The organism is Mycolicibacterium pyrenivorans, assembly GCF_025821625.1.
In the GTDB taxonomy this organism is placed as follows: Bacteria; Actinomycetota; Actinomycetes; order Mycobacteriales; family Mycobacteriaceae; genus Mycobacterium; species Mycobacterium pyrenivorans.
Genome location: NZ_JACKSH010000287.1, coordinates 1 through 23144 on the forward strand (window position 1 = coordinate 1; position 23144 = coordinate 23144).

Annotated in this window: 26 protein-coding genes; 16 read left to right on the forward strand and 10 right to left on the reverse strand. The window is 65.2% G+C overall.

Annotated elements, in window-relative coordinates:
* Window positions 1–32: 32 nt before the first annotated feature.
* From H7I57_RS31405 to H7I57_RS34090, 4 genes are all read right to left on the reverse strand, one after another.
* Window positions 33–1079, reverse strand: coding sequence for an IS3 family transposase (locus H7I57_RS31405; RefSeq protein WP_264028403.1), 1047 nt, complete (start codon window positions 1077–1079; stop codon window positions 33–35).
* 147 nt (window positions 1080–1226) lie between these two features.
* Window positions 1227–2006, reverse strand: a complete 780-nt coding sequence (locus tag H7I57_RS31410) for an ATP-binding protein (protein WP_264028404.1) — start codon at window positions 2004–2006, stop codon at window positions 1227–1229.
* On the reverse strand, window positions 2003–3520 hold the full coding sequence (istA, locus tag H7I57_RS31415; protein WP_264028405.1) for an IS21 family transposase: 1518 nt from the start codon (window positions 3518–3520) through the stop codon (window positions 2003–2005). Before istA ends, H7I57_RS31410 begins: the two co-directional genes overlap by 4 nt.
* A gap of 90 nt (window positions 3521–3610) precedes the next feature.
* The gene (locus H7I57_RS34090; protein ID WP_504928652.1) at window positions 3611–3889 is read right to left on the reverse strand and encodes a transposase; all 279 of its coding nucleotides are present in this window, start codon (window positions 3887–3889) and stop codon (window positions 3611–3613) included.
* 456 nt (window positions 3890–4345) lie between these two features.
* On the opposite strand from H7I57_RS34090, the gene H7I57_RS31425 reads away from it, so the two are divergent.
* A complete protein-coding gene (locus H7I57_RS31425; RefSeq protein WP_264028406.1) occupies window positions 4346–4780 on the forward strand; it encodes a kinetochore protein SPC24 in 435 nt (144 codons plus the stop codon).
* Window positions 4781–4814: 34 nt separating this feature from the next.
* On the opposite strand, the gene H7I57_RS31430 is transcribed toward H7I57_RS31425, so the two are convergent.
* From H7I57_RS31430 to H7I57_RS31440, 3 genes are read right to left on the reverse strand one after another with little or no spacing between them, the layout of a single operon-like run.
* A complete protein-coding gene (locus tag H7I57_RS31430) occupies window positions 4815–5393 on the reverse strand; it encodes a carboxymuconolactone decarboxylase family protein (protein ID WP_264028407.1) in 579 nt (192 codons plus the stop codon).
* 33 nt (window positions 5394–5426) lie between these two features.
* Window positions 5427–6527, reverse strand: coding sequence for a zinc-dependent alcohol dehydrogenase (locus tag H7I57_RS31435; protein ID WP_264028408.1), 1101 nt, complete (start codon window positions 6525–6527; stop codon window positions 5427–5429).
* Window positions 6524–8017, reverse strand: a complete 1494-nt coding sequence (locus H7I57_RS31440) for an acetyl-CoA acetyltransferase (RefSeq protein ID WP_264028409.1) — start codon at window positions 8015–8017, stop codon at window positions 6524–6526. The genes H7I57_RS31435 and H7I57_RS31440 overlap by 4 nt, the downstream gene beginning before the upstream one ends.
* Before the next feature lie 51 nt (window positions 8018–8068).
* Between H7I57_RS31440 and H7I57_RS31445 the strand changes: the two genes are divergently transcribed.
* The 4 genes from H7I57_RS31445 to H7I57_RS31460 all read left to right on the forward strand — a co-directional run bounded on the left by H7I57_RS31445 (window position 8069) and on the right by H7I57_RS31460 (window position 10821).
* Window positions 8069–8755: a TetR/AcrR family transcriptional regulator gene (locus H7I57_RS31445; RefSeq protein ID WP_109489656.1), complete on the forward strand. Its 687-nt coding sequence runs from the start codon at window positions 8069–8071 to the stop codon at window positions 8753–8755.
* Between the two features lie 45 nt (window positions 8756–8800).
* The gene (locus tag H7I57_RS31450) at window positions 8801–9238 is read left to right on the forward strand and encodes a PaaI family thioesterase (protein WP_264028410.1); all 438 of its coding nucleotides are present in this window, start codon (window positions 8801–8803) and stop codon (window positions 9236–9238) included.
* Complete coding sequence (locus tag H7I57_RS31455; protein WP_264028412.1) at window positions 9238–10149, forward strand: alpha/beta fold hydrolase; 912 nt, start codon at window positions 9238–9240, stop codon at window positions 10147–10149. Before H7I57_RS31450 ends, H7I57_RS31455 begins: the two co-directional genes overlap by 1 nt.
* 90 nt (window positions 10150–10239) lie before the next feature.
* Window positions 10240–10821 carry a TetR/AcrR family transcriptional regulator gene (locus H7I57_RS31460; RefSeq protein WP_199559006.1) on the forward strand — a complete coding sequence of 194 codons (582 nt, stop codon included), beginning with the start codon at window positions 10240–10242 and terminating at the stop codon, window positions 10819–10821.
* Window positions 10822–10837: 16 nt separating this feature from the next.
* Here the strand turns inward: H7I57_RS31460 and H7I57_RS31465 are convergent, their stop codons facing one another.
* Genes H7I57_RS31465 through H7I57_RS31475 form a run of 3 tightly spaced genes read right to left on the reverse strand, consistent with a single transcriptional unit; the run spans window position 10838 to window position 13771 of the window.
* Window positions 10838–12037: an NAD(P)/FAD-dependent oxidoreductase gene (locus H7I57_RS31465; protein WP_264028413.1), complete on the reverse strand. Its 1200-nt coding sequence runs from the start codon at window positions 12035–12037 to the stop codon at window positions 10838–10840.
* On the reverse strand, window positions 12034–13422 hold the full coding sequence (locus H7I57_RS31470) for a cytochrome P450 (RefSeq protein WP_264028414.1): 1389 nt from the start codon (window positions 13420–13422) through the stop codon (window positions 12034–12036). Before H7I57_RS31470 ends, H7I57_RS31465 begins: the two co-directional genes overlap by 4 nt.
* 28 nt (window positions 13423–13450) lie before the next feature.
* Window positions 13451–13771 (reverse strand): 2Fe-2S iron-sulfur cluster-binding protein, encoded by a 321-nt coding sequence (locus H7I57_RS31475; RefSeq protein WP_036374609.1) that lies wholly within the window; start codon window positions 13769–13771, stop codon window positions 13451–13453.
* Window positions 13772–13886: 115 nt separating this feature from the next.
* On the opposite strand from H7I57_RS31475, the gene H7I57_RS31480 reads away from it, so the two are divergent.
* The 11 genes from H7I57_RS31480 to H7I57_RS31530 all read left to right on the forward strand — a co-directional run bounded on the left by H7I57_RS31480 (window position 13887) and on the right by H7I57_RS31530 (window position 23023).
* A complete protein-coding gene (locus H7I57_RS31480; protein ID WP_264028415.1) occupies window positions 13887–14891 on the forward strand; it encodes a helix-turn-helix domain-containing protein in 1005 nt (334 codons plus the stop codon).
* Window positions 14892–15172: 281 nt separating this feature from the next.
* Window positions 15173–16339 (forward strand): thiolase family protein, encoded by a 1167-nt coding sequence (locus H7I57_RS31485; RefSeq protein WP_264028416.1) that lies wholly within the window; start codon window positions 15173–15175, stop codon window positions 16337–16339.
* Window positions 16336–16773 carry a Zn-ribbon domain-containing OB-fold protein gene (locus H7I57_RS31490; RefSeq protein ID WP_005061010.1) on the forward strand — a complete coding sequence of 146 codons (438 nt, stop codon included), beginning with the start codon at window positions 16336–16338 and terminating at the stop codon, window positions 16771–16773. Before H7I57_RS31485 ends, H7I57_RS31490 begins: the two co-directional genes overlap by 4 nt.
* Window positions 16770–17813, forward strand: coding sequence for an LLM class flavin-dependent oxidoreductase (locus H7I57_RS31495; protein ID WP_264028417.1), 1044 nt, complete (start codon window positions 16770–16772; stop codon window positions 17811–17813). The genes H7I57_RS31490 and H7I57_RS31495 overlap by 4 nt, the downstream gene beginning before the upstream one ends.
* Window positions 17806–18264, forward strand: a complete 459-nt coding sequence (locus H7I57_RS31500; RefSeq protein ID WP_005061013.1) for an FAS1-like dehydratase domain-containing protein — start codon at window positions 17806–17808, stop codon at window positions 18262–18264. The genes H7I57_RS31495 and H7I57_RS31500 overlap by 8 nt, the downstream gene beginning before the upstream one ends.
* On the forward strand, window positions 18261–18686 hold the full coding sequence (locus tag H7I57_RS31505) for a MaoC/PaaZ C-terminal domain-containing protein (RefSeq protein ID WP_264028418.1): 426 nt from the start codon (window positions 18261–18263) through the stop codon (window positions 18684–18686). Before H7I57_RS31500 ends, H7I57_RS31505 begins: the two co-directional genes overlap by 4 nt.
* A 32-nt stretch (window positions 18687–18718) precedes the next feature.
* Window positions 18719–19210, forward strand: a complete 492-nt coding sequence (locus tag H7I57_RS31510; RefSeq protein WP_017205330.1) for an FAS1-like dehydratase domain-containing protein — start codon at window positions 18719–18721, stop codon at window positions 19208–19210.
* Entirely contained in the window at window positions 19207–19677 is a 471-nt protein-coding gene (locus tag H7I57_RS31515) for a hotdog family protein (RefSeq protein ID WP_264028419.1), read from the forward strand. Before H7I57_RS31510 ends, H7I57_RS31515 begins: the two co-directional genes overlap by 4 nt.
* Window positions 19678–19720: 43 nt before the next feature.
* Window positions 19721–20488, forward strand: a complete 768-nt coding sequence (locus H7I57_RS31520) for an enoyl-CoA hydratase/isomerase family protein (RefSeq protein WP_070949302.1) — start codon at window positions 19721–19723, stop codon at window positions 20486–20488.
* Window position 20489: 1 nt separating this feature from the next.
* Window positions 20490–21302: a TIGR03084 family metal-binding protein gene (locus H7I57_RS31525; protein WP_264028420.1), complete on the forward strand. Its 813-nt coding sequence runs from the start codon at window positions 20490–20492 to the stop codon at window positions 21300–21302.
* Entirely contained in the window at window positions 21299–23023 is a 1725-nt protein-coding gene (locus H7I57_RS31530) for an acyclic terpene utilization AtuA family protein (RefSeq protein WP_264028421.1), read from the forward strand. The genes H7I57_RS31525 and H7I57_RS31530 overlap by 4 nt, the downstream gene beginning before the upstream one ends.
* The last annotated feature ends 121 nt before the right edge of the window (window positions 23024–23144 follow it).

The window sequence follows — 23144 nt, forward strand, 5'->3', positions numbered from 1 at the left end:
CGCAGACGGGCTATCGCCCGTCAACTACGAGATCAGGGAATCCAAGACCAAGCCGGAAGCGGCATAGGAAACCCTCCACGATTTCGGGGGAACCACACTATGCGGCTTGGGGTTGATGGGTCGTGGTCCACTGTAGAGCGAACTCGGCTGGGGTGAGTTGGCCGTGGGCGGAGTTGGGGCCTGTTGGCGTTGTAGTCGCAATGCCAGTCCTCGATGATCACGCGGGCTTCCAGGAGCGAATCGAAGCGCCACGAGTTGAGCAGTTCATCACGTAACCGGCCGTTGAACGATTCGATCCAGGCGTTCTGCCACGGCGAGCCAGGATCGATGAAAAGTGGACCGGCACTGTTGAATCGGCACCAATCACTGACCGCGTGCGCCACGAACTCGGGGCCGTTGTCAAAGCGGACATAGTGCGGCGCCCCGTGGGTGAGGGCCAAGCGATCCAGAACATCGACGACGCCGTCGGCGTCTATGGCGCGATCAACTTCGATCGCGAGGGCTTCGCGGGTGAACTCGTCGGTCACGTTCAACATCTTCAGGGTGCGGCCGTCGACGGTGGTATCGAACTGAAAGTCCATCGCCCAGATGACGTTCGGCCGGATCGGTGACATCGCGCCCACGGCGACACCGATACCGGTCAACCGCTTCTTGCGGCGGCGCTGCGGGACCCGCAGGCCCTCCTCGCGCCACAGCCGGCGGATCCGCTTGTTATTGACCGTCCAGCCCGCCCGGCGGGCCATCTTGGCGGCCCGTCGCCACCCCCAACGAGGCCGGTCCACCGAGAACCGGCGAAACCAGGCACGTAGCTCGGCCTCCTCGGCGGGGATGGGCGGCGGGTTCAGGCGCATCGTGGAACGGTGGATGCCCACCACCGTGCAGGCCCGGCGTTGCGACACCCCGAACCGCTCACGCAGCACCTCGACGGCGCGGCGTTTACGGTTCGGGGTCAGAAGTTTCCCGCCGAGAGGTCCTTGAGCATGTCGATGTCGAGGGCCTGATTGATTGGCGACCAACTTCTTGAGCCGGGCGTTCTCGGCTTCGAGCTCTTTGAGCCGCTTGGCCTCGTTGGCCTTCATGCCGCCGTACTGGGCCTGTCAATGGACAGCTGAGACTGCCCGTGGGCGGACATGAAAACTGCTCGTAGGTGGCCAATAAGAACTGCCCAGTGGCGGACACGAATCTGCCCATGAGGGTGTGTCCGCCACCGGTCGGTGAGGCCGTTGTCAGCTCAGGGGTTGGACTCCTTTCCCGTGCAGGGCCTGGGCCAGGCGCACGGAATCGCCGCTGGTTTGGCACAGGTGCGCGTGATGGAGCAGCCGGTCGACGGTGGCGGTCGCCAACGTCTTGGGCATCAGCTCATCGAAACCGCTCGGGTGAAGGTTCGACGAGATCGCCACCGAGCGGCGCTCATAGGCGGCTTCGACGATGCGGTAAAGCCCTTCAGCGGCGTCCGCACCCACGGGAAGAAGGCCAACGTCATCGATGACCACGAGCTCGGCGCGGACGATCTTGGCGACGGCCTTGCCCAGTGAGTCGTCGGCGCGGTGCGCCCGCACCAGCACCCCGATCTGCTCGAGGGTGAACCACGCCACCGGCATCCCGGCCTCAATGACTTTCTGCCCCAACGCTTCGAGGAAGAACGTCTTGCCGGTGCCGGCCGGGCCGCAGACCACCAGGTTCTCCCGACGCCCAACCCATTCCAAAGTCTGCAGCGCCTGCTGGGTCGGTAGCGGGATCGAGGAGGCGCCCGGATCCCAGACGTCGAAGGTTTTCCCGGTCGGGAAACCGGCAGCTTTACGGCGAGCAGCCAGCATCGAGCGGGCCCGTCCGGCAGCTTCCTCGGTCAGCAGCGCTTTGATGACCTCGGTGGGATCCCAGCGTTGAGCGCGGGCGGTGGCCAGCACGTCGGCGGCGATCGCGCGGGCGTGCGGCAACCGCAGCCCACGCATCAACCCTTCGACGTCAGCGGGCAACGGCGGCGCGGTGGTCGTGGTGTTGGTCATGCGATGCCTGCCTCGGTTCCGTCGATGATTGTGCGGCCGAACAGGTTCCAGGAACTGGTGCCTTGGGCCAGGGAGGTGTCTTCGTCGGCGCCGCGACGGGTGGGGTCCAGGCCTTTGGCGGCCAGGATGGAATCGAGGTCGCCGGTGGCGAACCGGCCGTGGACGGCGGCATGGCCGAGCGCCCAGTCGACATCAACATGGCCGGCCAGCGCGGAGAGTTCGACGGCGTGGGCCATCTTCTGCAGGATGCGTTCGGTTCCGACAGCGGCGGCTTCTTTGAGCCATACAGCTGCGCCAGTGCCCAAGGCCAGGAACGTCTGCTCGGAGATGGTGCGGGCCCGCACGCGGTAGTCCCCGGGAACTTTGTCGTGGTGGTCAGGGAAATGAGCGTCGTCGATGGCCGGGCTTCCGGGGGTGGCGCGGCGGTGCCGCGCCACCTCGATCGGGCCCCCGTCATCGAGAGCGCAGATCACCACCTCGTCGGTCCCCGCGTGGTGGCGAATCCACACCGTCTGACCCAATAGTGTTGCCGGTAGGGAGTATTGGCAGTGTTCGAAGGTGACCATCGGAGTGTTGTCGGGAACCCGCCGGGTCACCCCCAACGCGGCGGTGTGAGGCAGGTCCGGGATTGCGTGCAGTGCCGGGCGTTCGGCGGTGAGCATCTCGACCGGGCGCCGACCCGTCGTGCGGTGCACCCGGGCATTGATGTCGGTGACGAACTGCGCGCACGCCGTTTCGACGTCGGCGAAGCTGGCGTACTGGGGCAGCAGGTTCGTCTCGGTGGGCACGATGTCGGCCTTGGCGAGCTTGACGGCGTTCTCCACCCCGCCTTTGGACGCCGGGTCGGCGGGCTCACAGGTCAGCACCGAGATGCCGTAATACCGCCCGAAGGTGACCGCGGACCGGTTGCGGACCGGGACCCCGGCGATGTGTCCGACGGTGACGGTCTTCTCGTTGTCGGTCAGCAGGTAGGTCGGGGCACCACCGACGAGGCGGAAGATGCGGTCCAGGCCGGCGAAGACACTGGGTGCGGTCCGGTCCCGTAACGCGATCACCACCCGGTAACGCGACCATGCCAGCCACGCCACCAAGAGCACCACTTTGCGGCCGGCCACCAGCGGGCCGTCGGCGAAGTCGTACTGCAGCCACAGTCCGGGCTCGGTGATCCACGGTCGATGCACGCGTGTATTGCCCAGTCGCCATTGCGATTTGATTTCTGCCAACGCTCGGCGGGTGGTGCGGTCTGTGCCGGTGTATCCCAACGCGACGAGTTTGTCGTGGGCTTTGTCGCCGCGGATCTTTCCCTTCGACTCGCCGACCCAACCCTCCAGGACGTCGCGCCAATCATCGATCATCCGGGCACGCCGAGTCACCGGCGCCAATCCGGCGTCGCGGTCTTCGACCGCTTTCTTCACGGTGTGATGCGAGCACCCGCACAGCTCCGCCGCAGCACGATAGGACCCGGTCAGGTCGTAGGCATTGAGTATTTCCATGAGTTCTCCGTCAGACTTCAAGGTAGGTCTCTCCTGCGGGTTTCGGTTCGACTAGGCATCGACATCGAAACCACAGGAGAGGCCGCCACGGCGCTGACGCGCCGGACGGCATCAAACAGGTCTGGGCAGATTCATGACCGCCGGCGGGCACTTCCGTGTCCGCCGGTGGGCAGTTCTTATTGGCCGCGAATGGGCACTTTCGTGTCCGCCAGTGGGCAGTTTTTCATGTCCGCCGACATGGGCCAACCAGCGATGCCACGTCGATTCCGCGATCTCCAGATGCCGGCACACCTCGGCCAACTCCTGACCCGACGCGAGCAGCTTGTTGCCCTCGGCGAGCTTGCGGATGATCTGATCCGGCGTATGCCGCCGGCGCTTGTTCGATGCCATGTCGTCGTCGATTCTTCCTCGCCCGAACACCGGGCAACAGAGTCCCACAACGACTGGACCACTACGACGGGCTCACCTCAGCGGCGTGGTCCCGGTCTCGTCTGCAGCAGAGAATCGACGACGCCGTACGCGCTGCGCGGGCGGTTGTTCTGCGCCGCGTGCGGACGGCGGATGCAGGGCGCCGCTCGCGTCGGGAAACGAACAACCCGCATCCTCTACCGTTGTGAACTAGGTAAGTCGCGTTCGTGCGGACGGCGGATGCAGGGCGCCGCTCGCGTCGGGAAACGAACAACCCGCATCCTCTACCGTTGTGAACTAGGTAAGTCGCGTTCGGTACCGACGGATCTGAGTGATCACCCGCGCACCGTCTATCTCCGTGAAGATGAGGTGACAGCGCGGCTTGACGAATGGATCGCCACTCTGGCTGATCCTTAAGACCTCGCACGGGGGCAGGACGTGGACCCGGCAGCCGGTACTGGCTACGCCGCCTTGCAGCGCCAGCTTAGCGAGGCGAATGCCAAGGTTGCTGCTTTGGTTACCGCCGTGGAGTCTGGTGTGGCCGTTGAGGATTTGACCGCTGCATTGCGTCGCCGCACCGCCGAACGCGACGAGCTGAAGGCCCGTCTTGAGCAAGCGGAGCGGCCTCGCGTCATGTCTGCCGCACAGATCAACGAATTGGTCGAGAAGTGGGGCGGGCTGTCATCGGTGCTTGGTGCGGCAACCGGCGCGGAGCGCGCTGAGGTGTACGCAAGCCTGGGGCTGCGTCTTGATTACGATCCCCATCTGCGACGAGTCCAGGCGACAGCCGACTTGAGTCGTGTCGCCGGATGTGTCCGAGGGGGGACTTGTCCGTCTACGACACGGGTCGTGGTCTGGCGATTGGGGCGCTGACCGCTTCAATCGAGCACCGGTCCACATTTTTCGCTCAATCGCGACGCCGAGGAGCTCGCCCATCGGGCGGCCAGCCGTCGGTACCGGACTCAAGCGGAATATTCAGAGATCGAAGCAGGATCGAAAAGAGCCGCCAATTGGCGATTGCTCCGACAAGTTCGACCAAAACCGCGTGATCGCTATTGAATGCCTTCTGGCACCCAGCCCAGTTTTCCTCGGAGATGACCCCGTCGCTTACCACATCATCGGTCGCTGCGAGGACCGCACGCTCGACTGGCCCGAGGCTTTCGGAATTCTGCCAGTCGCGCACCGCGAGGAGATCATGCTCAGGAACGCCGAGCAGTGTGGCGATTCGCCAATGTTGAGTCCATTCGTATTCGGAGCCAGTGACCCAGCCGATGCGCAAGATGACCAGCTCGCGTAGCCGCGCGTCAAGGGAACCGCGGAAGAGTAACGCGTCCAGCAGCCCATACAACGCAACCGCCACACGCGGCTGATGAAGTGCCACGCGGAATACCGACAGCTCTGCCAACTCTTCGGGCAACCCACATTCGGCAGCTCGCAGCTGGGCCTGCTCACGGTCTAGCATCGGTACGCGTTCCGCCATGGTCACGGGTGGCCCTCTCTGTTGAACCTCTGCACGCCGTTAGGGCGTGGGCAAAAAGACGTTGTGCAGCGCCCCACTTGATCGGGCACTTTCATCTGCAAGCGAAGTGAGCAGCTGCGCGAGCCCAGCGAATCCGGTTGATTCTCTGGTGATCCGGTCGAACGGCCAGCGGCCCATGGCTAGAATCTCGAGGGCTGCCCGGTAGGCGGGATACTCCACGCCGAGTGCGCCTACGACGTGTAATTCTTTATAGACCAACAAGTCTGGTTCAAACCGGGGCGCGCCGCCTCCTCCGCGGGTGCCGGCCACCACAACTGTGCCGCCGGGCCTGGCAAGGCCGACGGCATCGGCGAACGCGGTGGGTGCTTTCGCGGTGACGTCGACGACCACGTCGGCAAGCCGTCCGCCTGTCTCACGCTGGAGCGCGGTCGCTGCATCGTCCTTCGATACATCGATGGGCAGGTCGACACCGAATGATCTGGCTATGGCCAGTCGTTGTTCGTCGCGTGGGCCGACGCCGGTCATCGCAACGAACGCGGCTCCCGCCTCTTTGGCCGCCACGGCCGCACAGATTCCACGGATGCCGGGTCCCAGGATCGCTACGACGTCCCCCGCCTTGGTGTCGGGAAGACTCGCCCCCCATTGGATACCGGCCCCGAGAGGGTTGAACAACGTGGCGAGAACGGGGTCCATGTCTTCGGCAATCGGCAGTAGCATCGCGTCCCACGGAAGCTCCACATGGGTGGCGTATCCGCCCCATAACCCCGCACCGATCTCCACGTCGACGAAGCCGAACATGGTGGCGATGCCGTTGACCGCACACCGCCGGTAGTCGCCGCGGCGGCACTCGGGGCAGTCTCGGCAGGACCGGAACACCTCGACGGCCACGCGCTGGCCCGCCTGCACCCCCCAGCGTTCGCCGGCCGCGGCGCCGACCCGCTCGACGATGCCGACGATTTCATGCCCTGGAACGAATGAAAAGCCGGCAGGCAGGTGTCCGGTGAATTGTTCGTGATCCGTACCGCACAGACCACACGCTTCAACTCGCAGTATCGCACCCTGGTCACCGACGTCGGGAATGGTCATCCGGCGTCGCTCCAGATTCCGCGGTCCGGTCAGCACCATCGCCTCGGCGATCATGGAAGCTCAAACCCGCTGAACGATCCTCTTGTTCGGAGGCTGACCGTTCTGCCGACGTACATCTCACTCGCCATCGCCTCGGCGATCTGCGGATCGTCGCTGCGTGCGACAACTCTTCGCCCGTCAGACAGGTGCGCGATGATCGGAGTCCATCGAGGTTGCCCGTCTCGGTCGTAGACGACGGTGTATCCGTCCACTGTCGCGCAACCGGTCGCCTCGTCGACGCCTGCGACACCCAACCTCAATGAATCGATCTGAGCTTGCTCGACCGCCGTGTCGAGCAGTCGCCACCCGGTTGGTGGCGGGGTGGCCGACCACAGACCGACCGAATGCTTCGTGGAATACCACCCGAGGCCGGTGACGAGTCCGACATCGGTTGGGTCGCGTCTACACCGTCGGACCATCTCAACGATCGAGTGGCTGACGTAATTGTTTCCGGGACCGCCGTGATAAGGCAGGCCTCCGGTTACTGTGAGGCCTCTGTCGTCGAGCGGGTCCAAGTCGAGAGCCTCTGCAGCCATCTCAACTGCCGACGGGAAGCAGGAGTAGAGGTCGAACCACCGAATGTCGTCGGTGGTCAACCGGCCCGCATTGAGAGCCTTGCGTGCCGCTACCTCGATACCCGATGAGCGACTGAGGTCCGGCCGTTCCACGGGGAAGTACACGTCGTTGCAAGTCGCTGCTGACCAGGGAAAGACCCAACGATCGCGCGCGACGCCCAATTCGTCCGCTACCTCGGCCGCCATGAGGATGAAGGCGGCAGCCATGTCGACGGACATGATGCTGTTGAGCAGCTTGGGGTAGGGCAAGCAGACCATGCGGTTTTCCGCGGTGACTTCGCTGAGTTCGGTGGCACTTCGTGTGCGTGGGAACCAAGCCTGCTGGGGATGGCGTGCCGCCTCGGCTGTGAATGGTGCCATCAGCGTGCCCAGCCACTCCCGTTGAGCATCGAAGTCGCGGCCGTGGCGCGCGGCGATCGCGGACTCGAAGATGGGATACACCTCGTGCGGCCAACTCAGACCCACCGACAATTCGGCTTGACTCAGCCCGGGGCGGGCGTCGCCCAGGGATTCGTCGCCGGAGCGAGGCGGGGGCGGCGAGTCGAGAAGTGCCCTGCCCTGACGCTTGCGCGCGGAATGCCCGCTTTCCGCCCCGACGACCAGGACGACATCTGCGCGGCCTTCGGCTATTTCGCCACCCAATACCTCGACGAGATACTGCGGGGTGTTTCCGCCGACCGGACAGCTGATCAGGCGGGCGGGACTGATGCGCATCGCTTCGGCGATCCTGCTGGCGGGATTGTCGCGCGGTATGACCAGGATGCCGGGAGTCGCGACGGTGTCGATGCGCCGCTCGACCGCGCGACCTGCGTCTTTGACCGCGCGGCGTGCGGCCTGCACCGCCAAGTCGATCGGGTCCGCGAAGTCGTCCCCACGATGGGTGACTTCGCCCACGCCGACGACAACGGGGGTACGCGCTTCTACCGACATCGGCATCGGCACCCGCTCAGGGCCTCGGGGCTGACTTGAGACATAACTGCGATGGTGTCATGTGCGTGTGCAAGTCACAATGGTGTGCGGTCGCGGCATACTGGCTGTGTGTCGACGAAGTTGTTGAGATGGGGCGCCGCCGCGCCGACAGATCGTGGGTCAGCTCGCGACCGGTTGCTCGATGCTGCCGAGCGGTGCCTCGAGAGTTGCGGTGTGGTGGGCACGACCATGGAGGACATCGGCAGAACAGCGGGTGTGTCCAGGGCAACGGTGTATCGCTACTTCCCCAGTCGGGAGGCGGTGATGTCGGGCGTCATCCTTCGCGCCGCCGGGCGCTATCTCGACCGCATCAGCCCGCGGATCGCGGCGCACGCCGACCTGGGCTCCGCGCTCGTCGATTTCGTGGAATACACGGTTGAGGCCGCGCGCCGCGAAGAGATCATCGGATTGTTGTTCGGCAGCGACGAGGAACTCGCCGGCGTGGGTCTCGCGGCGGGGACCTCGACGTCCCTCTTCGAAATCGTCACCGAATTTCTGCGTCCCATCTTCACCAGACACTGGAGTTGCGTGGAACCGGGCGTCTCCGTCGACGACGCCGCCGAGTGGGTTGTCCGCACGATACTGAGCCTGCTGACTGTTCGGGGGCCGCGGGAGCGCAGTCGTGACGGACTCCGGGCGTTTCTGTCGAGGTTTCTCCTTCCGGCGATCCTGGCAAGTGACCACCGTCGACCGGTGTGACAACTACGGCGTAATGTCTCGACGGCAGATGAGTTAGGAGGGCCTGTGCAATTCACCACGTTCAACGAAGAGGTCGCTGAGCAACTAAAGAGGGCAGCAGAAACCACGGGCGGGTTGGCCGGTTACCTCGGCTTCCGTCACACCGAATTCACTGCGGGACGGCTCATTGCGGAGATGGACGCACGCGACGACCTGAAGACGCCGTTCGGCAACCTGCATGGGGGCTGCTTATCGGCCATGGTCGACCACTGCCTCGGCGTGGTGTTTTATCCGGTGATTCCGATGGGCTCCTGGGTCGCGACCACGGAGTTCAAACTGAATTTGCTTCGCCCGGTCTCCAGCGGCACCTGTGTAGCCACAGCTGAGATCATCGCGCTGGGCAGAACCAGCGGGGTGGCGCGGATCGACATCAGCAACGACGGCAGAGCGGTGTGTGCGGCCCAGGGAACCGTCACCGTCGTCGCACCGAAGACGAGTTCCTGATGTCGGCAAAGAGAACAGGTGATTCGTCGTCTCCCGTGGTCGAGCGTGTGCCCACGGCGGACGGGCTGTCGCTGGCGGTCGACCTCTACCGCTGTGACGCGCCGCGGGCGGTCGTGTTGCTCCTTCACGGCGGCGGTCAAAGCCGACACGCCTGGGACGTCACCGCCCAACGCCTGCACCAGCGGGGTTACACGGTGTTGGCGTACGACGCGAGGGGGCACGGTGACAGCGACTGGGACCCCGACGGACGCTACGATATGGACCGGCTTGGATCCGACCTATTGGCCGTGCGCTCATACGCCGATTCCGGCCGCCCCGTCGCCGCGATCGGCGCCTCTCTGGGCGGCTTGACCATTCTCGGAACACACTTGCTCGCCCCGCAGGACCTATGGCAGGCCGTCGTACTGGTTGACGTCACTCCGCGAATGGAGATGGACGGCGCCCGACGAGTCGTAGCGTTCATGGCGGCACACCCCGAAGGTTTCGACAGCCTAGAGTCGGCCGCTGACGTGATCGCCGCCTACAACCCGCACCGCCCTCGCCCCGACAACCTCAACGGCCTCCGAAAAGTCCTCCAACGTCGCGAAGACGGTCGCTGGGCCTGGCGATGGGATCCAGCCTTCGTGACGTCGAATTTTCAGTTTCTGCAGGGTGATCCAGACGAAGGCGCTAAAGACTTCGACATGATGAGCGCATTCCTTCTTGATGGTGCGCGCCAGATGTCCGCGCCAACGCTGCTGGTCCGGGGCCTGCTGTCTGACATGGTCTCCGAAGAGACAGTAAAGCATTTCCTCACCGTCGTTCCGCACGCGCAAACCGTTGACGTGTCGGGCGCGGGACACATGATTGCCGGCGACAACAACGACGCATTCTCGACGGCAGTCGTCGAATTCCTCGACAGGACCATATGAACCCTGCAGTCGGTTGACTGCCCTTGTAGGGCTGGCGCCTATCCTGCTCCTATGCCAACTGAACCAGTGCGGATGTCTTTCCGCCGGCATGTGCGCGACCAGGTTTTGAGGGCGACACGAGAACTCACCATCAAGAAGGGCTGGGATCAGGTCCGGATGAGCGAGGTTGCCGAATCGGTCGGCGTGTCCCGCCCGACGTTGTACAAAGAGTTCGGCGACAAACAGGGGCTCGGTGACGCGCTTGTGGTGTCAGAGGGCCAGCGCTTTATGGAAGGCATTCTTGCCGTCCTTGCCGAACACGTGGGCGACGTGCGGGGCGGCATCACCGCAGCGGTGCAATTCACCCTCTGTGAAGCAGAAGACAGCCCGCTCCTCAAGGCAGTTCTGACGTCCAACCCTTCGGGGAATGATCGCGGTGGCTCGTCGTCTACTGGAGTCCTACCTCTTCTGCCGACGTCGGCTTCCCTGCTTCAGCTCTGCTCCGCGGCTCTGATCACGTGGTTTAACGACCACTTCGACGATCTCGATCCCGAAGACGTTGAGGAGGTCGCAGATGTTTTGGTGCGACTGACAGTGAGTCATGTTGTACTCCCAGCCGCGGACATCGCCACCACCGGTGAGCGGATCTCCCGCGTAGCACTCAGGTACCTGGGAGTTGTCCACAGTTTGTAACCAGCAAGCTCTCGTGTCAGATCGAGCCGGCGAGGAGGTCTGCGCGGTCAACCCGAAGTTGCTGGCTGATGGCCCGCTTACTGGACATGAAATCCCGAGGACGATTGACGCAGTCGGCGGCGATGAGTTCGCCCTCGCGGAAGTAGAAGCAGCTGAAGTCACGCTCACGCGACGGGTCACCACTGAGCAACACTTCGTCGTACCCGGCGTTGAGACCGGCAATCTGGAGTTTGAGATCGTACTGGTCGGACCAGAACCACGGAAGCGCAGCGATTGCGCTGTGTTTTCCGCAGATTGTCGCCGCAGCGATCTTGGCCTGCTCGCCGGCGCTCGATACGGATTCCAAACGAATACGCGAGCCGTATCGAGCCATGGTGTGGCTGGTGCAGTCGCCGGCGGCCACGATGTCGGGGTCGCTGGTGCGGGCCTGGTCGTCGATCACGATGCCGTTGTCGACGGATAATCCTGCGGCCGAGGCGAGCTCGGTGTTCGGCACCACACCGACGCCGACGATGACCAAGTCGGCGGGGATCGATTCGCCGTCAGCCAGCACCACCTCCTGCACCCCACCGTTACCGAAGAAGGCTTCGACGAGAGCGTGTGTTCGGATCTCCACTCCCTCGCCGCGGTGGATTCGCGTGTAAAACGCGGAAACCTCCGGCGCGGTGACCCGTTCGAGTACACGCTCGGTTGCCTCGAGGACGGTGACGTTCATGCCGAGCGAACACAGCGAGGCCGCCGTTTCCAACCCGATGTAACCGCCGCCCACGATCACAACCCTCCGACCCGGTGTGGCGGCGGCACGGATCAACTCGACGTCTGCAGCGGTACGCAGGTACTGAATTCCGGGAAGATCCACCCCTGGTGTGGGGAGTCGTCTGGCCCTTGCGCCGGTGCACAACGCGAGCTTGGTGTACGTCAGCGTGTCGCCGGTGCTCAGAGACACACGCTTGGCACTCCGGTGGATCGCCTCCACGGTCGCATTCAAGAGTCGAATGTTCTGCTTTTCGTAGAAATCAGCGCCGCGAATCAGGAGGTCGTCGAGGCCGTTCTTGCCGGCCAGGTATCCCTTCGACAACGGAGGCCTGTGGTAGGGCAGTCCCCCCTCGTCGCCGATGAGCACGACCTCCCCAGCCCACCCCTCCCTTCGAAGATTAGCTGCCAACTGCGCGCCGGCGTGGCTCGCGCCGACGATCACTGCTCGTTCGGGAGTCATGCACTCGGCCTGGGAGTGAGGCGAACCATCAGCTTGCTGATACCCCTGACGAAATTCGATTGCACATACTCGGGTTCGCCGACCACCTCGATGTTCTCAAAGCGAGGGAGCAATTCCTCCCAGAGGATTCGAAGCTGCAACTCAGCAAGTCGGTTTCCCATACACCTGTGCACGCCGAACCCGAACGAGATGTGATTGCGGGCGTTGCTCCTATCGATGATCAACTCATCGGCCCGCTCGAAGACACGCTCATCGCGGTTACCAGAGGCGTACCACATCACGACCTTGTCGCCCTTGCGGATGAATTGCCCGTTCAACATGATGTCTTTTTTCGCGACTCGGCGCATGTACGCCAACGGAGTCTGCCAGCGAATGATCTCGGATACCATGTTGGGAATCAGATCAGGGTTCGCCTTCAACTTCTCGAACTGATCGGGGAACTGGTTCAAGGCGAGAACCCCTCCGCTCATCGAGTTGCGAGTCGTGTCGTTTCCCCCGACGATCAGCAATACCAAATTGCCGAGGAATTCCATCGGGCGGTCGATGAGGTCCTTCGTGTCCTCGTTGGCTTGCAGCATCGTGATCAGATCGAAGCCCGGTCGCTCCCCGTTGGCGGTACGGGCCGCCTTGTCGTGCCAGAGGGCGCTGAGCCCCTTCGCCATGTCGACCATGCCACGAAACACTCTGTCGTTGTCGGAAGGACCACCATTGGCTTGCTCCATGGAGGTGGCGAGGTCCGACCATTCCACGAGCTTGTGCCGCTGCTCGTACGGGAAGTCCAGCAGGGTCGCGAGCATGCGCGCTGTCAGCTCGATGGAGACGTGGTGCACCCAATTGAACGGCTGATCCACCGGTAGATTGTCCAGCACTTCCTGGACACGCGAGCGGATCAGCCCCTCCATCTCGCGCAGGTTCTTCGGCGCGACAACCCCTTGGACGGAAGCCCGCTGCAGGTCGTGTTGCGGCGGGTCCATCGCGATGAACATGGCGATGTCCAAAAAGCGGGGCGGTCTCCCGATGATGATGAACGGCTCTGCGGAGAAAGCCTCGTGGTTCTTGTCGACGGCGATGATGTCCGCGTGGCGGGTCACCGACCAGAACGGGCCGAACGGACTCTGGGCCTGGTAATGCACCGGCGCCTCGTTGCGCACGCGTTCGAAGTAGGACTTCCAGCGGCCTTGGCGGTAGAGGAACGGGTTGCTGAGATCGATGTCGGCGATATCGACGTCCTCGACCGGGGGAATAGGGGTCTCGGTGAAGATCTTCTTACCATTGGCGCCGGTTACCCACCGGCGTGTCTTGTCGTACAGGTGTGCGCCGCGGATTTGCAGCTCCAAAGGCACGGCAGACTGGGCTTTGGCGGTCACTGTCGCGGGAATACTCATATTCTTCCTCCAAATTCATGACGTTGTTTCAGAGCTGGAACTCGGGTAGCTCGACCGTCAAGCCATCCCATGCCTCGGAGGCGGCCATCTGGCACGACAGCCTCGACGTCGGCTGACGCTCAGGGTTCATCGCGAGCATCTCCTCTTCGTTGGCGCCGCAGAGACCCACCGTGTCCGACCACTCGGGAGCGACGATCACGTGGCACGTTCCGCATGCGGCTTCCCCTCCGCAATCGCCGTCGATGCCGGGCACCGCGTTGTTGACCGCGATCTGCATCAAGGACTGCCCTTCGGTCAAGGGGGCTTCGTACTTCTCGCCGTCATGAGAGACGAAGGTGACGACTGCCATGGTTAACTCTCCTCAATCTGGGACTTCTCTTAATTAGTGTTGCCGCGCGTGACCAGCGTCGCTAGGCTCGCAGGAGTCAAAGAGTTGTGTTTTTAGCTCACGCGCAGGGAGGCACGTGACACTCGACGACTCGGGTATGCCAGCGCTGGCTTTCCTGCAGATGCTGGACAGCGAGGCGCTGGGGCATGACGCAAGCAATGCGCTCCGCAGCCTCATGGTTCGCGACCACGTCACCGAGTCGATGTTGGTGGGGCGTGACGCGCAGGTCCCCTTACGGTGGTTCAGGGAGATATACCCCGATTTCGATTGTGATCAGGGAACCCGTCTGGGTTTCGCGTTCGCCGAACACGCCAAACTGACGTCCTTTGGGGCACTCAGCGTTCCCTTGGTCAGCGCGGGCTCGGTAGCCGAGGTTGTCGAGTTGCTTGCTTATCTGCCGGTAATCACCACAGCCCTCAGCCCGTCGTTCCATTCGACGGAACGCGGTCTCACGATCGGGCTCACCGGTCGCACCGGTGACGCGGGCCTGAACTGCCTGGCCGTCACCTACGGTGGGCTGGCGCTGCTGCGTCTGCTCGACATGCTCGCGGGTGCCGTACCGAATATTGAACTGCATCTGGGTCATTCAGCGCCGGAGTCGTGGGTTCTTCATGACGAAGTGTTGGCGGGTCGGATCTTCTTCGACGCCCCTAGCTCGTTCGTCCACGTTCCCGCGGCTACGCTCGAGGAGGTCTGTCGATTCTCCGATCCTGTTGCGTATCGGATTGCCGTCACCGATTTGCAGCGAACTCTCGATCAACGACGTGACACGTCGTTCTCCGAAAAAGTAAGGGACCTGCTGGAGAAAGATCCCGGACAAACGAACATCAGCCGGACGGCGGACGAGCTCTCGATATCCCCGAGCACGCTGAAGCGGCGCCTCAGCGAAGAGGGAACCACCTTTCGCGAATTACGTCAGTCGTTCTTGCAGGAGCGAGCAATTCTGCGACTTCTCGACAGATCGGTGTCTGTAAGCGAGATCGCGGCAGAACTCGGGTACGCGGACCTCACGAACTTCACACATGCCTTCAAACGGTGGACCGGTCGTTCACCGCGCCACTTCAGAAAAACGCGCGACTGAGCGGCGCATAGATCCGTCCTGGCGTGTGCTGGGCGCCCATCGGAACCGGCGGGCTCCACGATCGGCCGCATCTGTCACGTGGACGTCGTCGAAAACGACACGATCGGCACGGGTTTCGGTCATCGCAGCACCCTCTTGGTAAGAGGCGCAACGACATCCAGAGAATCCATACCGCGCTGGCGGCGGGTGCGGGCGGGGGTGACGCGGACCCCCTAGTCACGCTATGCTAACCGTCGTTCACGTCAGGACCAGCGTTGAACGCGTGGTCGGAAGGAGTCCGGATGCCACACGACCAGCCGGCCATCATCGGTGCCGCCGAACTCACTCCAGGAAGAAACGTTCCGTACACCTCCACTGAATTGCATGTGCGCGCCGCGGTCGCGGCTCTCGCCGACGCAGGGGTGGACCCAGACGAGGTCGACGGTCTCGTGTGCGCCGGCCCGATGACGAACGAGGGTTCGATCTTCCTGTCCGAGGACCTCATGGACTATCTCGGGCTACACAACCTGAAACTTCAGATGACCTGTCAGCTTGGCGGCGGAACCCATCTGGCCATGACGCGCATGGCGAGTAACGTCATCGCCCGGGGCGAGGCCGAGACGGTGCTGGTCGTGTCGGCGGGCAAGTTTCCACCGATCCGCGATGGCGGGCGCGAACTGATGGCGCTGGTGTGTGACCACGCGTTCGAGATGCCCTACGGACCGTCCGTGCCGGCGCTGTACGGTTTGATCGCGCAGGCCTGGATGCACGAGACAGGACAGGGCAAGGCGGACATCGCCGAGGTCACCGCGTCGCAGGACCGGTGGGCCGCGCTGAATCCCGCGGCGATCGCACACCGCTCACAACGCCTGACTGTGGAGGACGTGCTGGCGTCCCGCCCAATCGCCGGGCCGTTCCACTTCTACCACTGCTCAATTCCCTGCGAGGGCGGTGGCGCGCTCGTGCTGGGCTCGGCCCGCCGGGCTCGCGCGGGCAAGCACCGGCCGGTCCACCTGCTCGGCTTCGGAGAGGGTCACACCCACGGTTTTCTGACCTCGCTGGCCCGGCCGGGTCGTACCGGGGCCGCCCGTTCGGGTCCGATGGCCTTCGAGCGCTCCGGACGGGCGCCGGCCGACATCGACATCGCCTTGCTCTACGACGCCTTCGCCTCCAACCCGGCGATGATTCTTGAGGAGGCGGGTTTCGTGAAGCCCGGCGGGGCAGGCGATTTCTACCGTGACGGCTGCGCCGATCCGGGGGGCGACCTTCCGGTGAACACCGACGGCGGCCTGATCCGGTTCGGGCACACCGGGACCTCCTCTGGCATTTCGCAGATCCTCGAGGGTTATTGGCAGTTGTCCGGTCGCGCCGAGGGCCGTCAGGTCTTCGGGGCGGACACCGCGTTCGTGCACAGCTACGGCTCGATGCTGTGCAGTCACGTCAGCATGGTGATGGAGGGAGCGTCATGACCGCAGCTTCGAGTTCCCTCGACGGTCTGCACGATCCTGAGGCGCTGCCGCCGCTGACCGATGTCAACCGTCCCTACTTCGCAGCAGCGGCCCGCGGCGTACTCGTCTTCCAGCGGTGCGCGAACGGCCACCCGTTCCTCTACCCGCGGCTGGTGTGTCCCGTCTGCCATGACGGTGAGTTGGCCTGGGAGACCGCGGCGGGTACTGGTGAGATCGTCAGTTTCGCGCCGGTGTACCGCCCCCCGTGGGACTCGTTCCCGCGCAGCGAGCCGTACGTCGTCGTGCTCGTTCGTCTGGACGAGGGGCCGCAGTTGTTGGCCAGTCTCGAGGGCGTGGCCCCCGATGAAGTTGCGATCGGCGCAAGAGTGCGCGCAGTGTTCGAGCGGGTGAACGAGGACCTTGGGCTGGTCCGATTCAGGCCGGCGGCGTCGTGAGCACGTACGGGGTCTCGGTGCTCGGCGCGGACTTGGCCACCCTTCTCGAGACCGCCGAGGCTACCGACCTCGCCGGCTTCGACGCCGCCTGGGCCTCGGAGTTCTACTCGCGCTCCGGCTCGATCTCGATGGCCGCGATGGCCGCGCGCACAAAGCGCTGCCGCATCGGGTCGTCGATCCTGTATGGCGTCGGGCGCAGCCCGCTCGTGCTCGCCACCGAGGCGCGTGACCTCGACGAGCTTTCAGGCGGGCGCGTCGTGCTCGGGCTCGGCAACGGCACACGCCGCATGATGAGCGACTGGCACGGCGTGGAGGACACCTCCGCTCCCGCTTTGCGCATGGAGGAGCTGGTCCCGCTCGTGCGTCGGATCTGGAACCTGCACGAGGGCCCCGTGCGCCATGAGGGGCGCTTCTACCGGATGAATCTCGTCCCAACCGGCGACGTCGCGCCGCCGAAGCGAGCGATCCCGATCATCACCGCGGGCGTGCGTCCGCGGATGTGCGAGGTGGCAGGGCGCGTGGCCGACGGGTTGGCTGGTCATCCGCTGTTCACCACGGCTTACGTCGAGGAGGTCGCCCGCCCAGCCGTCGTGCGCGGTGCGGAGCGGGCCGGACGCGATCCCGCCGACATTGAGATCGTCTCGATGGTCATCTGCGCGGTGCACGACGACCCGCAGATCGCACGTCGTGAGGCCGCGCAGCAGATCGCGTTCTACTCCTCGGTGAAGACCTACGAGCACGTTCTCGATGTGAGCGGCTTCGCCAGGCAGGGGGCGGCGATTCGCGAGGCGTTCGCCCGGCGTGACCTGCCGGCCATGTTCGCCGCGGTCACCGACGACATGATCGACGCGATGGCGGTGGCCGGTACCGCCGCCGAGGTCCGCGACGGGCTGCGCCGCTACGAGGGCGTGCTGGACCACATCGTTCTGTACTCACCCTCGATAGGGGTCGCACCCGAACGCATCGCCGAGAACCTCGGCAGCCTCATTCGCGATTGTGCGCCGGCCTTCGCCGGCGGGAAAGGTGACCAGAGTGGCTGACGCATCGCTCATCGGGACGCAACTCGGGAGGACCACGTTTCCCGTCGACCGGTCCAAAGTGCGCGAGTTCGCACTTTCGCTCGGCGACCGCGACCCGGTCTACCAGGACGTCGCGGCCGCCCGCGCCGCCGGCTTCGGCGCGATCCCCGCTCCTCCGACCTTCGTCGTCTCCTCGGCTCACTGGCGCGCCGACGACGACATGTTCGGCGCCCTCGGGCTCGACCTGCGACGCGTACTGCACGGTGAGTGCGGCTGGGAGTATTTCGCGCCGGTGTTCGTCGGCGACGAGCTCACCGAGACTCGTCGGGTGTCGAACGTGACCAGCCGCGAGGGCAAGCGCGGCGGCACCATGACAATCGTGACGATCGAGACCGACTTCACCAACCAGCGCGACGAACTCGTCGTGCGCCAGACCGACGTCTTGATCGAAACCGGAGGCTCCACCCAATGACGACATCCCCCGCGCCGGTGGCGTTGGCCATCGGCGACGAGATGCCGAGCTCACAGTTCGGCCCGCTGACGCGCTCGCACATCGTCCGCTACGCCGGCTCCGGCGGCGACTTCAACCCGATCCACCACGACGAGGAGTTCGCCCGCGCGGCCGGCATGCCCGGTGTGTTCGGTATGGGACTGCTGCACGGCGGTGTGCTCGCGCAGCGGCTGACCGCCTGGGTGGGGCTGGCCAACATCCGCTCGTTCCGCATCCGGTTCACCGGTCAGGTATGGCCCGGTGACCTGCTCAGCTTCGGCGGCAGGGTCACCGGCGTGCGCGAGGCCGGAGGGCAGCAGGTGGCAGACCTCGAACTCGTGGTCACGCGCCAGACCGGCGAACCCGCGATAAAGGGGAGCGCCGTCGTGCAGGTGGCCCGGTGAGCGCGCCAACGAGCGACGTCACCGGCCTCGGGATGACGTTCGGGACCTTCGACGAAGGCCGGGCGTGGGTCGGTCATCGCTCCGAACCGCGGCATGCGTGGTTCCCGATCGACCGCTCGATGGTGTTGTACTACTGCTCGCTCGTCGAGGACGCGAACCCCCGTTACTGGGAGGGTGAGGACTGCCCGCCCGGGCTGCTGATGAGCCTCGGCTTCGCGCCGCAGTGGGTGCCCGGGTACCTAGCGCGTGCCGACATGATGTTCGCGCTCAGCGTCCCGTTGCCGGGCCACCACATCATCAACGCCTCGACGACGACGGAGTTCGAACGCCGGCCCCGGGTAGGCGATCACGTGTCGATCGTGGAGGAGATCGCCTCGATCTCCGAGCCGAAGACGACGCGGGTGGGCACCGGCGTGTTCATCACCACGGTGAGCACCTTCTCCGACCAGCACGGTGAGGTCATCGGCCGCAACACCAACGTGCTCTTCCGATACGACACTGCCGATAGTGAAGGCGCATCATGAACGACTCCGCCGAGCACAGCATGGTCCGCATCCCCGTGCGGTTCGAGGACATCGCCGTCGGCGACACCCTGACGCCCGTCTCGATCGACATCAGCTACAAGCGCATCTGCATGAACGCGGCTTCGACATGGGACTGGTTCCCCGGTCACCACGACCCCGACTACGCGCGCAGCCAGGGCCAGCGCACGATCTACCTGTCAACCCTCTTCTTCCATGGCTTCATCGACCGCGGCCTCAACGAATGGGCCGGACCCGATGCGCTCATCCGGCGCCGCAGAATCTCAATGATCCGGTCGATCTACCCGGGCCAGACCGCGACCCTGAGCGGCAAGGTCGTGGCCAAACGCGACGATGGCGGACGGCGCCTCGTCGACCTCGAGTTGCTCGTCTCGAGCGAAGATGGTCCGTGCGTGCCGAGTGAAGCCACCGTTGAGCTGGCCGACCCGTTTGTCGAGGTGCCGGGGTGAACTGCCACTCACATGCGAGGCGACGGTGAGGGACGGAGGCTCGGTGGCCGAGCAACCGATTCGCTACGAGGTCGTCGACAGCGTGGCCTGGCTGACGATCAACCGGCCCGAGGCGCGCAACGCGCTGAACAACGCTGTGCGCACGGGGCTTTTCGACGCGGTGCGCCGCTTCAATGACGACGACGCGGCGAAGGTGCTCGTCCTCACCGGCGTGGGCGATAAGGCGTTCTGCGCCGGCGGGGACTTGAAGGAGATGGCGCAGAACGCGCTCAAGGTGCCCCCGAAGGACTTCGCTCCGCAGTTCGGCCGCAACATCGATGTCGCGAAGCCGACGATCGCGGCCGTCAACGGTGTCGCGTTCGCCGGGGGCTTCCTGCTCGCGCAGCAGTGCGACCTGGTCGTGGCTGCCGAACACGCGACCTTCGCCGTCAGCGAGGTCAAAGTCGGCCGCGGGTCGCCGTGGGCGGCACCGCTATCGTGGCTGGTGCCCCCACGCGTTGCCATGCAGATCCTGCTGACCGGCGACCCGATCACCGCCGAGCGCGCCCACCAGGTCGGCTTAGTCAATGAGGTGGTGCCGGCCGATCAGTTGCGCGAGCGTACCCAGCAGTTGGCGCTCAGCATCGCCGCGAACGCACCGCTATCGGTGCTTGCGTCCAAGCGCACCGTGTACCTCTCGGCACAGCACCACCTCGCCGCCGCCTACGACCTGGCCGACGAGATATGGGAGCCGGTCTATCTGAGCGACGACGCGCAGGAAGGCCCGACGGCGTTCCGCGAGAAGCGCGCACCACAGTGGAAGGGACGCTGACATGGCGGTGACTATGCAGTCGGTAATCGCCGACATCGAAGCCGAAACGGCCGCGTTGCGCGAACTCATCGCACCGCTGCCCGAAGGTCCGCGCGGCTGGGACGCGCCGACTCCGGCCGTGGGCTGGGCGATCCGCGACCAGATCAGCCATCTGGCGTTCTTCGACGACGTGGCGGTGCGCTCGGCCACCGACCCCGACGGTTTCAGCAGCGACTACCTGCCGATGATGGCCGACGGAAGCATCTCACCCGACGTCATCGCTGAGCGCTACCGTCAAATGCCGGCTGCCGACCTGCTCGCGTGGTTCGACACGTCGCGTGCAGCCCTCGTTGCGGCGTTCGCGGACATTGCCCCGGCGACCCGCCTGCCGTGGTTCGGGCCGCCGATGAGCGCGGTCTCGTCGCTGACAGCGCGACTCATGGAGACCTGGGCGCACGGCCAGGACATCGTCGACGCGCTCGGCGCGACCCGCGAGGCCACGGCACGGCTGCGGCACGTGGCCCACATCGGGGTGGGTGCGCGCGCTTTCAGCTACCTGGCCAACGGTCTGGACCTCCCCGCGGACCCGGTACGCGTCGAGCTGACCGCTCCGGACGGCAGCGTCTGGACGTGGGGGCCAGCCGACGCCGCCAACCGCGTGAGCGGGCCGGCGCTGGACTTTTGCCTGTTGGTGACCCAACGCCGCCACCGCGACGACACCGCTTTGGTCGCCGACGGACCGCTGGCCGACCAGTGGCTCGCGATCGCCCAGGCCTTCGCGGGGCCCCCTGGCGGCGGGCGCGTGGCGGGCCAGTTCGCAGGGGGTCAGCGGTGAGCGTCCCGGTTCGCATCGGCAACTGCTCCGGCTTTTACGGCGACCGCATCGCCGCAGCCCGCGAGATGGTCGAGGGCGGACCGATCGACGTCCTGTGCGGTGACTATTTGGCCGAGCTGACCATGCTCATCCTGGCCAAGGCCCAGGCCAAAGACCCGTCCGGCGGGTACGCGCGGACTTTCCTCACCCAAATGGAACAGGTGCTGGGCACCTGTCTCGATCGTGGCATCAAGGTCGTCGCGAACGCGGGCGGGCTGAATCCCGCCGGCTTGGCCGCCGCGTTGCGCGAGCTGTCCGCACGTCTCGGCCTCACCGCGCGCGTCGCGCACGTCGAGGGCGACGACCTACGTGGCGACCTCCACGCAATCACGCCGCCCGTCGGCGACATCAAACCGGTATCGGCCAATGCCTACCTCGGCGCCTGGGGCATCACCGAGGCGCTGCGTTCGGGCGCCGACGTCGTCGTGACCGGCCGGGTCACCGACGCATCCCTGGTGGTCGGTCCAGCCGCCTGGTGGCACGCCTGGGCACCCGCCGACTGGGATCGGCTCGCGGGCGCGGTCGTCGCCGGGCACGTGATCGAGTGCGGCCCTCAGGCGACAGGCGGCAACTACGCGTTCCTCGACGAGATCACCGACCGCCGCTACCCGGGGTTTCCGATCGCCGAGGTCGCCGAGGACGGCTCTTCGGTGATCACGAAGCATCCCGGCACCGGGGGACTGGTCTCAGTCGGCACGGTCACCGCCCAGCTGCTCTACGAGATCGCTGAACCTGCCTACCTCGGCCCCGACGTCGTCGCCCACTTCGACACCATCCGGCTGGCTCAACAGGATGAGCACCGCGTCGCGATCAGCGGTACGAAAGGCAATCCGCCGCCGGACACGTTGAAGGTGGCGTTGAATGAGCTGGGCGGCTTCCGTAACACGATGACCATGGTGCTCACCGGCCTCGACATCGAGGCCAAGGCGGCCTTCGCCGAACAGCAGCTCTTCGACGTTCTCGGCGGACGCGACGCCTTCGACGAAGTCGACGTGAGGCTGTTGCGTTTCGACGTCTCCGATGCACCGACGAACGAGCAAGCCTGCGCGCACCTGCGTGTGACGGTCAAGGACGCCGACCCGCGCAAGGTGGGCCGAGCATTCTCCGGCGGGGTCATGGAGATCGCCCTGGCTGGTTTCGCCGGCTTCCACACCACCACGCCACCGTCCTCGGAGACCGCCTTCGGCGTCTACCGGCCGGCCTACGTAGCGCGCTCGGCCCTCACGCACGTACTGGTCGACGCCGACGGCACACGGCACGAGATCCCCGACCCGCCGACCGGTGCCGTCCCGCCGGCTGGGATCGCCCCGCCCGCGAAGCTGCCGGTGCCGTCCGGGCCGACACGTCGTGCGCCGCTCGGGTCGGTACTCGGCGCGCGGTCCGGAGACAAGGGCGGCAACGCTAACCTCGGCCTGTGGGCACGGGATGACTCTGGGTACGCGTGGGCGCGCGACTACTTCAGCGTCGAGCGGCTGCGCACACTGCTCGGGCCGGAGACGGCGCACCTGCCCATCGAGCGCTTCGAACTGCCGAACCTGCGCGCCCTCAACGTGGTGGTGCACGGCTTGCTCGGTGACGGGGTGGCCTCCTCGACCCGGCTGGACGCGCAGGCCAAGGGGCTCGGGGAATACGTGCGGTCCCGCATGGTGGACATTCCCCAGTCGCTGCTCGACACACACTGAATCCGGTGCGGGGCGCCGTCTACCTGCTGTGTAACCCCGAATCGACTACGTCAGCGGATAGGTCGTGCAATGCTGGGGCGGCTTCAACTCCTGAAGGGACTCAGCCGACCGCCACGCGAAT